The following is an 8,807-nucleotide window of genomic DNA, read 5'->3' as shown; positions in this document are numbered from 1 at the left end:
CGAGGGCGCCGAGCGCACCGCCGGTGCTGCCGCCGGAACCGCCGGTGCTCAGGCCCGCGGTGGTGGTCGAGCCGGGCGTGGTGGTGGTGCCGCCCTGCGTGGTGCTCGCGGCGGTGGTCGAGTCGTCGGTGGTGCCCGACAGCGCTTCTTCCGCCTGGGTCAGCAGCGGCTCGGCGATGTTCTCCGAGGCCGCCGACAGCACTTCCTCCGGGGAGGGCAGGCCGCTCTGGGCGACCAGGTTCTGCACGACGCCGCTGAGCTGTCCGGTGTAACCGGCCAGCTCACCGCGGGTGGTGTTGACGACCGTGACCGCCGAGCCGAGATGCTCGGTGGCCAGCCCGATGAGGGTGGCCTGCGTCGGCGGCAGCATGATCGTCGGCGCGAGCGCGGTGGCCTGGGCGGCGAAGGTGGTGGCGATCGCCGACAGCTGCGCGTTGCCCGACTGGACGACGGCGGCGGCCTGCTCGGTCAGCGCGGAGATGTCGAAGCCGCGCTGACTGGTCTCCTGCCCCTCGGTCTGCGCCTGCTGGCTGGCGGTGGTCGCCGCGTCGGATGCCTCGCCCTCCCACAGCTGCTGCACTGTCTTCAGGCCGCCCTGGGCGACGCTCATCGCCGATTCGATCAGCGAGGAGGAGTTGCTCAGCAGGGTGGTCGGATCGAGCGAGCCGAACACCCCGGTGCCGAAACTGCTCAGCAGCTGCAGGATCGGCTCGAACAGCGAGTCGATGCCCGGCAGCGCCGGAATCGAGACGCCGTTGAGCAGTGCGGAGACCGGATCCTCGGTCAGCGTCGTCGCGGCGGCGGAGCTGGTGGAATTCGTGGTACTCGCGGCGGTGCCGCCGCCCGCCGCCCCGGTGAGCGCACTCTTGGCCTGGTCGAACGCCGTCTGGGCGGTGGCCAGCGCGGGCCCGGCGACCTGGTTGACAGCAGTCTGCGCGCCGCTCAACGCGGCGGAGGCGTCGGACGAGATGCCGGACAAGATGTCCTGCGCGTCGACGGCGCCGCCGGTACCGAGGCCGGACAGGCCGGCGAGCCCGGCCGGGGAGACCGCGGCGTTCTGGGCGTCCTCGGTGATCTTCTGCGCGAGGGTGAAGACCGGCTCCGCGTCGGCCTCGAGATCCTCGGGCAGCTGCATCAGCGGGACGTCGAGGATCGCCTGGGCGGCGCTGTAGTCGACGGGGACGGCGCCCAGCGCGGACTGGGTCGCGGCGTCGGCGGTGGCCAGGGCGGTATCGGGGGTGATGACGCCCGCGTCACCGGTACTCAGCGGCTTCATACCGCGCCTCCCATCCCGGCGGACTGGCGGGCCAGGTCGACGGCCAGCGACACGTCCTCGGTATCGAACGTCACCGAGGACTTGAACGCCGCGTCGGACAGCTTGGCGAACTTGGCCGACAGATCGTTGATGTCCTTGGCCTGCAGGGCCTGTGCGGCCGCGAACATCGCCAGGTAGTCGGCGCCGATGAGCCCGAACACCGGGGTCATCGCGGCGACGTTGCCCGCCGCGTCGGTGATGCCCGCCGCGGCGATATCCCCCGCCACGGTCGCGTTCGTCGCCGCGAAGGCGGCGACGGCATCGGTATTGACCGAGAGATCGGCCATGCGAAACCCCCCAACTCGTCGTGAAAATCCTGCTCTGCGAGCGCGATCGGCGGTCGCGGAACTCCCTACGCGCCCGCGCGAGGGCGCAGTGCGCCAAATATAACCGAACACCCCGACCACGATCGAGCCGTGTCGGCTCCGATCCGCGGGATCCGCTTTCAAAACTAGAACATGTTCTATATCCTCGGCGGAATGAAGGTCGCAGTGACCGGCGCAGCCGGCTACCTCGGTACCAACCTGATCCCGCAGCTCCTCGAGCGTGGCCACGAAGTGGTGGCCATCGATCGCGCCGCACCGACCACGTCCGATCCGGCCGTCACCTGGATTTCCGGTGACGTGCTCGATCCGGCGTCGATGCGCGGCGCCCTCGAGGGCGCCGAGGTGGTCTACCACCTGGTCGCACTGATCACCCTCGCCGAGAAGAACGACCTGGCGTGGCGGGTCAACACCGAGGGCGTGCGGGTCACCGCGGAGGCGGCGCTCGAGACCGGCGCGCGGCGCTTCGTACACACCAGCTCGATCCACGCCTTCGACCAGTACCGCGCGGGCGGGCACATCGACGAGACCACGCTGCGCTCCACCGATCCGGGCCTACCGGTCTACGACCGGTCCAAGTGGGCGGGCGAGCAGGCGCTGCGGCCGGTGATCGAGCGCGGTCTGGACGCGGTGATCGTCAACCCGACCGGCGTGTACGGCCCGGCCGACCACCCGAAGAACCTGTCCCGGCTCAACCGCACCGCCGCCGAGGCGATGCGCGGCCGCACGCCGGTGATGATCGGCGGCGGTTTCGACCTGGTCGACGTGCGCGACGTGGCGCACGGTCTGATCCTGGCGGGCGAGAAGGGCCGCACCGGCGAGAACTACCTGCTCGGCGGCTACATGACCACGCTGATCGACCTGTGCCGGATGGCCGCGGCGCGCACCGGCGCCAAGGGTCCGCGGTTCGCGATTCCGGCCAAGGCGCTGGGCGCCGTCCTGCCGGTGGTCGAGCCGATCAGCAAGCGCTTCGGCTCCGACATCCTGTCCAAGGCCGCGCTCGGCGCGATCCTGTCGGCGCCCATCGTCGACCACGGCAAGGCCGAACGCGAGCTGGGCTACTACCCGCGCCCGACCGCGGAAACCGTCGCCGACCTGGTCGACTTCCTGCGCGCGCCGCGCAGCGCGTAATCCGCACCGCTCACCCCGGCGCCGTCATGGCCGCGCGGAGCACTTCCGCCGTGGCCCGCTGCCCGGCGGCGTTGGGGTGCACCGGCGTCGCGTTGACCTGCGCGGGCAGCAGCGGTTCGACCCAGCGGGTCGCGGGGTCCCGGCAGGCGTCGTGGCCGATGGCCGGGGTATAGATGTCGACGTAGATCGCGCCGTTGGCCTCGGCCTGGCGCCGCAGCGCGGCATTGAGTTCACGTTCGATGCCGCGCGCGTAGTCGACGTCGCCGGTGCTCAGCGGCATCTGCGGATAGCAGTGCCCGGCTTCCGGCAGGACCGCCGGATAGCCCACCACATACACCCGCGCGTGTGGCGCCTGTTCCCGGATCCGGCCGATCGCCGCCCCCATCGCGGGTTCCCCGGCCGCGATGTCGTCGCTGAACCGGGACCCCTGACTGTCGCGACACGGCGCCCCGACATCGCCGGCGTTGCCCGCGTTCAGCGCCGAGCAGGTGACGACCATGGTTTGGAACAGGTTCCCGTCGTTGCCACCGGCCTGATAGCTGACGATCCGCGTCCGCGCCGACAGCGCGTCGAATTGCGGTGGCTGATCGGCATATTGCGCCGTGGTCATGTGCGCGGTGGCCGCCGAGGCACAGCTGACATCGGTGAGTTCCCACCCGGTCGCCGCCGCCAGCAGGTGCGGATAGTTCTGTGCCGACCGGGTACACAGCGGCGGACTGCCGGGCACGGGGTCGAGCAAGCCGGGCGCGGCGGTATACGAGTCGCCGAGGGCGACATAGCTCACCTCGGGTGCCGGGACAGCACCCGGAAACAGCAGCCCGAGAACGAGCTGGGCGACGACCGCACCGACCACCGGTCTATCCATCGAACACTTCTCACCGAGTCACCGCGGATCGCGGGGCCGACGGTCCGCCACCTGCGATTCTACCGCCGGGAACGGTCGCGTGACTCGGCGCGCGGGCCCGTCGGGCGCCCCTCACCGTCCGCGCCCAAGCCCGCGAGCAGGCGCAGCCCGTCCTCGGTCGGGCTCCCGGGCGCGGCCGACAACACGATCAGCTCCATGCCGGACTCGTCCGGCAGCGCGAAGTTCTCCTGGTGCAGTTCGAGCAGGCCGACCAGTGGGTGCCGGTAGGCCCGGCGGCCATGGGTGCGAGCGCGCACGTCCGCGCGGGCCCAGAGCCGGCGGAAGCGCTCGCTGCCCATGGCGAGTTCGCCGATCAGCTCCGCCAGGCGGCGGTCGTCGGGGTACTTGCCCGCCGCCAGGCGCAGATGCCCGACGACATCGAGGGTGCAGGTCTCCCACTCCGCGTAGAGGCCACGCTCGGACTCCTCGAGAAAGATGTGCCGGGCGGTGTTCAGGCCCGCAGCGGGCCTGCCGTAGAGAAGTCCGGCCAGCCGGTTTCCCGCGACGATGTCGAGGCGATGATCCATGATCAGCGCGGGCGCGCCGCTGACCAGCTCCAGCACCCGCAGCAGCTCGGGCCGAACCCGCCCGCCGGGAGTCCTGGACCGACGGCGACGCTGCCGCGCCAGCCGGTGCAGATGCGCGCACTCGGTCTCGTCGAGGCCGAGGACACGGGCCAGCGCGTCGAGGACCTGCTCGGAGGGCTGGGTCGCGCGGCCCTGCTCGAGCCGGACGTAGTAGTCGACGCTGACCCCAGCTGACAGGTTGTTAGTGAATACTAATCGACCTGCGGAATTGCTGCAATGTGGAATCTGTGAGCCTTCCCGCAACTTGCGGCGGACGAAAGTGGCCTAATGGGCGAGTCGGCACGATCGCCCCGCTGCGACCGGATCGTTACGTGTTGATCGGGTGGTCAAGGAACCCGCTGGACCACCCTGATTGGAATCGAGTTACGCCTCTCAAGCCGTCCCGCCCAACCTACCCGGGGGTGTTTTGTGCTGAGCTCTGCTCGTCTACGTGGTCAGATCGGTCACCGAAAGCATCGCGTTCGAACTGGCGGAGCGATCGCTGCTGCCGCCACGGCGATCGCTGCCACGATCATGATTCCAGTGCCCGCGCAAGCTGGCTATCCGATCCAGGGCGCTATTCTGCAGGAATACAATGAGGCAGGCGGATTTACGTTCTTCGGCGAAGCTACCACCGAAGAACGCACTGCCCCGGACGGTGTGGGGAAATACCAGTTCTTCTCGAACACGCACAACGCTATCTACTGGCATCCGAACGTCAGTGGGGGACACGCCAATCAGATCGGTGGTGCCATTCTCGACAAATGGGCCGAGAAAGGATATGAATCCGGTTCTCTCGGTTACCCGACGTCACGGGAGTTCGGTGGAGGTAGGAATAGTCGAGGCAACCATTTTCAGCAAGGTGAGATCTATTGGTCGGGAAGTACGGGAGCTCACGCCGTCAACGGTGAGATTTGGCAGACCTGGACGGCTACCGGATATGAAAATGGAACCTACGGACTCCCAGTCACGGACGAGTACCCGTTCGAAGACGGCATGAAGCAAGACTTCCAGGATGGTCACATCATATGGAAGCCGTTTGGCTTCCCGTCCGACTGGTCCGGCGACGACGACATCACCTGGGATGCACAACCGAATTGTGGCACCGATCCGTGCGCACTCGATGCCCACGCGCTGGGCAAGATCCCGGCTGCGAAGATCCCGGTCAAACTGCCCATTGTTTGGGCCCAAGGGATATCTTCCAAGAACTCTACGCAACCATCGGATGAGGCGAACGCCGACCCGCTCGGTGACGTTGCGAAAATGTTGGACTGCAACTCGTTCGAAGCATTGATCCGCAGCGGGAACCTTCCGTCGACCGAGACCACATGGTGTATCTCCACGAGTGGACCAGTCGCTGCGCCAGCGCAGGTCGATCCGCCTGCGGTCCCAGGCGATCCCTCAACTCCGCCGTCCGGAACGGCCACGACACCCCCGAGGTCGACGCCGCCTGGCCCGTCACCATCCGGGACGGTCAGCAAGTCGCCTACCGTATCGACGGCCAAGACGCCAGCGCTCGCGCCCGGGACATCGTCGCCTCGCGGATCATCCACACCGCCGCCTACGCGCACCACCGCTAGGCCCACACAGACTGTAGGCGGACTGATACCTGCACAGTTCAACAATGCGCCAGCCGATATCAGTACTCCGCCTGGAGTTCCGGACTTTTGCGAGTCGATCGGTCCCGACCCTACTGGACAGGCCGATTGGCACGGCAATTCGACGTATGGCTGCATATATCAAGCAACCGTCGAATTCCGTGCCATGGACAAAGACGGAAAACAAGTCGGCTCGGTATCGGGCAAGTGGGAACGCAACCTTTCCCTGAAATATAACAAGACAGACTGGGCCGCGAATTCGATTTTCGCCGTCACGGGAGTGAGCGGGAAAGGTATCGGCGCTGCCCTGACCTTCCAATACAACTGCTTCATCGGCATCCAGCCCTGCGCATATACCGGGTCTCGGCGGGTGACCCAACTTGTATCGACGGGGACGACAATCTCTCTCGCCGCCAATCCGTTTGTCTTTACGCAACCCTCGCAGACGCTGCATATGGACTCTGACTGGCAGGTCGTAATCGAATCCCCAGATGTCGCGCCCGGCGGATCCTTCGCATTCGCGCCCCAGGTTCGTTGTGACGCCGCACCCTTCCTTCGTAACACTCGGGGATGTGCATTCACTGACGTGGTCCCGGTGCTGGACTACACATCATCGCAATCCTATCCGGAGTACAATGCTCACGTGAGCGCGGCGCAGCGGTCGGGACTTCCTGGGGCTTACGGTGCCAATCCACTCCACCGAGAGACAGCGAAGTCGGTGATCGACGACCATCGGCGTGCGTCCTGCGGGGTCGTCACCGGCCCGCGGCCAACCGGAAAGAGTTGCGACGAATATCCCATGGCATCGACCAGAGAAGGAGCGGTATTGAACTCCTATGGTCGCACCTATACGAACCCGCCGTGCTTGATCAACGACGCGGGGCTCCATAGCGTGGCGGATCCTTCGTCGATTCATGTCACTTCAGGGTTCAGCGTGTGCAACATTTCCGCCAGCCAGAACTCGTCCGCCGGATCCCTATTGAGCTGGTTCTATACGAAGAACCGGATCCGGGACGGCGATCCGTTCCACATCAACGTACAGGGGTCGTAGTGGCCAAATTCCACACGAAACTGGGCGTTCTCGTCGCCGAAATCCTCGCGGCATCTCTGAGCGTCAGCATGCTCGGTTGTTCGGCAGACGAGCAGGTTGGACCGGCTACGCAGACAGCCGTGACTGCCACGTCGGGTCCCGCTGCCACGCCTTCTCAGGTTCCCGAGGCATCGTGGGCGCTGGTGGCAGTGCCAGCGCCCCGCGACGCCAAAGGTAGGCCGCTTCTGTTGCCACGATCGGCCGATCTCGAGCATGTTCAGGTGATGACGTTCGAGTCCTACGATCTCGACGATGGTGATACGAAGCTGGCGGTGCATCTGCCGTTCGAACTTCGGGACTGCCCAAGCTACGGCTACGACGTCAGCGCTGTCGAAACGCCGGGATCGGTTGATGTCACTCTGTCTCGCGGGCTACGCACAGGGATGCAGCCGTGCCAGCAGGAGCCGTTGACGGGGCAACGTGGCTTCCTCATCATCGATCTGGAACGGCCGTTGGGTGACCGGGTCGTCCGCAGTATGGACCGCAAATGACCGAACGAAACGTCGAGGACGGAACTATCGTGTTGCAGTGGCAGACCATCGAACTCAGTGAGGCTGCGCTGTACATCGAACCCGCCGAGTATGAGTGGCCGCCGATGATCGATAGCGCCGCAGCGGGGTCACTACTGGGAATCACGCGGGATTTCAAAGGCAATGAGAATGCTCAGATATGGGTCGGCTGGACCCACGGATTCATTCAGCTAGGCATCGGGTCGAGCCCCGTCGAGTTGGGTGTGTCCGAGCTCGACGAGTGGGAGACCGTCGAGGAAGGGGCGATCGAACTCGGCACCTCCGCGATGCTGACTCGAACCACCTTGTCTCACATACGGCCACCGGAACTCGATCCACTCCTGCCGTTGCCCAGCGGGTTGCACCGGATCAGAGTCAGCGCCCGAGGCCGGGCCCGGAACTGCAACGACGTAGCGATCGCGATCCAGCTATGGCCTACCACACATCGGATCCCCCTCACCCAGATCAAGCACACTGACACATTCGATGTGGACGAATACGCGCGATGCCTGTCAAATCGCGGTCGGCATCCCGACCCCGACAGCGTGCTCACCACAACGCCTGCCGAGGCTGATTCGCCGACGAACCGGCTACCGGTCTCGGCCACCCTTGCGACCTCGATAAACGCCCAGTGGGCACGTTTGCGCGACACAATCGTGGCGAGTAGCCCCGACACGTGGGTGCGGCTTGTCCGCCCTGCTCCGCATCCGCAAGCCGTGGTCAATGCCGAGCAGCGGACAGGCGTGGAGTGGCCCGCCGAACTGCGTGAATGGTTTTCTTTGCACGACGGTGGTGGAGCCGCTGAACTGCTGCCCAGCATGACACTGCTCGGCCTCGACCAAATGATCGACGTTCACGCCATGCAGTGCGAAGTCTGGGCCGACCTCGCCGCTGAGGACCCTGACCTCGGGAACGGCCGGACCTCTCCCGATGCTCACGCACAAGCGCCGGCCAGCTCCGAGGCCGGTCAGTTCATCCCGCAATTCATCCCGATCGCAGAACGCGACGGCACCATGCTGATCTGCGACACCCGACCCGGCCCGCTACAAGGCTGTATCACCGAGTTCGGCAAAGACACCGCAGACGACTACCCGCCCACCTGGGCCTCCCTGAGCGCCATGCTCGCCGATCTCACCAACAGCATCGCCTCCGGCGACCCCTTCCAAGCCCAATACCAACCCGAACTCGACCACACCGGCCTGCACTGGAGGCTTGCGATGTAGTCCAGCACATCTGAACTCGATCAGCCGATACAGCCCGCGAGGATTGCCATCAGGAAGGAGCGGCGCAGCGTCTGGTGGGGTATCGGGCCTGTTGGGTCCTCAAACGGATACATCTCGGGTATATTCGTAAAGATCGTGCGGCGAGATA

The 8,807-nt window shown here is 66.0% G+C and carries 8 protein-coding genes; 4 read left to right on the top strand and 4 right to left on the bottom strand.

Annotated elements, in window-relative coordinates; translation table 11 throughout:
- Together V8688_RS20550 and V8688_RS20545 are read right to left on the bottom strand one after the other, a co-directional pair.
- The coding region (locus tag V8688_RS20550; protein ID WP_342801489.1) for a hypothetical protein at nt 1–1,276 on the bottom strand (1,276 nt) is incomplete at its 3' end.
- Complete coding sequence (locus V8688_RS20545; RefSeq protein WP_218717180.1) at nt 1,273–1,602, bottom strand: type VII secretion target; 330 nt, start codon at nt 1,600–1,602, stop codon at nt 1,273–1,275. The genes V8688_RS20545 and V8688_RS20550, both read right to left, overlap by 4 nt.
- Before the next feature lie 192 nt (nt 1,603–1,794).
- On the opposite strand from V8688_RS20545, the gene V8688_RS20540 reads away from it, so the two are divergent.
- Complete coding sequence (locus V8688_RS20540; RefSeq protein ID WP_342801488.1) at nt 1,795–2,769, top strand: NAD-dependent epimerase/dehydratase family protein; 975 nt, start codon at nt 1,795–1,797, stop codon at nt 2,767–2,769.
- Nucleotides 2,770–2,779: 10 nt separating this feature from the next.
- On the opposite strand, the gene V8688_RS20535 is transcribed toward V8688_RS20540, so the two are convergent.
- Both V8688_RS20535 and V8688_RS20530 read right to left on the bottom strand, forming a co-directional pair.
- A complete protein-coding gene (locus tag V8688_RS20535) occupies nt 2,780–3,634 on the bottom strand; it encodes an SGNH/GDSL hydrolase family protein (protein WP_342801487.1) in 855 nt (284 codons plus the stop codon).
- A 59-nt stretch (nt 3,635–3,693) separates the two neighbouring features.
- Nucleotides 3,694–4,503 (bottom strand): helix-turn-helix transcriptional regulator, encoded by an 810-nt coding sequence (locus tag V8688_RS20530; RefSeq protein WP_342801486.1) that lies wholly within the window; start codon nt 4,501–4,503, stop codon nt 3,694–3,696.
- A 165-nt stretch (nt 4,504–4,668) separates the two neighbouring features.
- On the opposite strand from V8688_RS20530, the gene V8688_RS20525 reads away from it, so the two are divergent.
- From V8688_RS20525 to V8688_RS20515, 3 genes are read left to right on the top strand one after another with little or no spacing between them, the layout of a single operon-like run.
- Complete coding sequence (locus tag V8688_RS20525) at nt 4,669–6,888, top strand: hypothetical protein (protein ID WP_342801485.1); 2,220 nt, start codon at nt 4,669–4,671, stop codon at nt 6,886–6,888.
- A complete protein-coding gene (locus V8688_RS20520; protein ID WP_342801484.1) occupies nt 6,888–7,418 on the top strand; it encodes a hypothetical protein in 531 nt (176 codons plus the stop codon). Before V8688_RS20525 ends, V8688_RS20520 begins: the two co-directional genes overlap by 1 nt.
- On the top strand, nt 7,415–8,659 hold the full coding sequence (locus V8688_RS20515; protein ID WP_342801483.1) for an SMI1/KNR4 family protein: 1,245 nt from the start codon (nt 7,415–7,417) through the stop codon (nt 8,657–8,659). Before V8688_RS20520 ends, V8688_RS20515 begins: the two co-directional genes overlap by 4 nt.
- Nucleotides 8,660–8,807: the final 148 nt, after the last annotated feature.

Origin of the sequence: Nocardia sp. No.11 (genome assembly GCF_038752175.1) — a bacterium.
Lineage (GTDB): Bacteria > Actinomycetota > Actinomycetes > Mycobacteriales > Mycobacteriaceae > Nocardia > Nocardia canadensis.
The sequence above is the reverse complement of the archived record's forward strand: the minus strand, read 5'-3'. Positions and strand labels throughout refer to the sequence as shown.